The sequence below is a fragment of the Prochlorococcus marinus genome, assembly GCF_001180245.1.
In the GTDB taxonomy this organism is placed as follows: domain Bacteria; phylum Cyanobacteriota; class Cyanobacteriia; order PCC-6307; family Cyanobiaceae; genus Prochlorococcus_A; species Prochlorococcus_A marinus_F.
The window spans coordinates 1-940 of sequence record NZ_CVSV01000115.1 but is presented as its reverse complement, the minus strand read 5'-3'; the positions used below and the strand labels follow the sequence as shown (position 1 = coordinate 940).

Below are 940 nucleotides of genomic sequence, written 5' to 3'. Positions count from 1 at the left end.
AGATTGGAAAGGCGATTTGTCTCCAAAAAATTTCAAAAATTAAATGGCCTTTGAGATAGAAAGAAGATTTCTTATAAAAAATGATAATTGGAAAGAATTCATAAATAAAAAAGTTTATATTGAACAAGGATATTTTTCCAAAAGTTTAGATAGTTGGATTATTAGGGTAAGACTTATAGGCAAAAACTCTAAAATTACACTTAAAAAACATATCAAGGGTTTTACCAACTTTGAATTTGAATACTCCATTCCACGAAGCGATGCTGAAACAATAATGTCAAATCTTTCAAACAAAATAAAAAAAGATAGATACTTTCTAGAAATTGAAAAAAAATCTTGGATTATAGATTGCTTTAAAGAAAATAATTATCCACTTGAAATTGCAGAAATTGAACTTTCTAATGAAGAGGAAGATTTAATTCTTCCATCTTTCATTTCAAAAGAAATTACAGGGCTGACCCATTACTCCAATTTCAGTCTCGCTAACAAACCTTTTTCACAGTGGAAAGAAAACTAGATAACAACTTTCAAAAAGAGCTAGTCAAAGGAACCACTCATCCTTTATATTTTCTTAATATTTAAGTAAAGTATTTTTTATTTTCTTCAGATGTATGGTCTTTATGACAAAGAAGGAATATTGAGATTTGTTGATTCAGACAAGGATGCATGTATTGCATATGCTGAACTCTTCGAATTAGGTTCTACAAATTATTGTCTAATGGATTTGGCTAATGATACAAAAAAAATAGAGGGTAGTACTAATCTTGATCAGAGTCTGGGAGTGTACAACAATTAAACCCATCTCTACAAATCTTGCCATTGTCCATTGCCCAATTTAAGAGTGCTACTCTGTTTTTAGAACCGGTTTTTGTAAACATATTACTTACATGATTATCTACAGTTCTTTTACTAATAGTTAGTTTTACCGCAATTTCTTGAT

2 protein-coding genes are annotated in these 940 nt (G+C 29.3%); one reads left to right on the top strand and one right to left on the bottom strand.

The features are described 5' to 3' along the window. Window positions 1-43: 43 nt before the first annotated feature. A complete protein-coding gene (locus AMO19_RS04205) occupies window positions 44-517 on the top strand; it encodes a CYTH domain-containing protein (RefSeq protein WP_075507454.1) in 474 nt (157 codons plus the stop codon). Window positions 518-758: 241 nt separating this feature from the next. On the opposite strand, the gene AMO19_RS04195 is transcribed toward AMO19_RS04205, so the two are convergent. Then, window positions 759-940, bottom strand: a 182-nt coding sequence (locus tag AMO19_RS04195) for a helix-turn-helix domain-containing protein (protein ID WP_146255928.1), incomplete at its 5' end; no start/stop codon positions are given.

Bases quoted from the DNA above. Each gene is read 5' to 3' on its own strand.
- AMO19_RS04205 (WP_075507454.1), top strand. From the start codon at position 44: ATGGCCTTTGAGATAGAAAGAAGATTTCTTATAAAAAATGATAATTGG.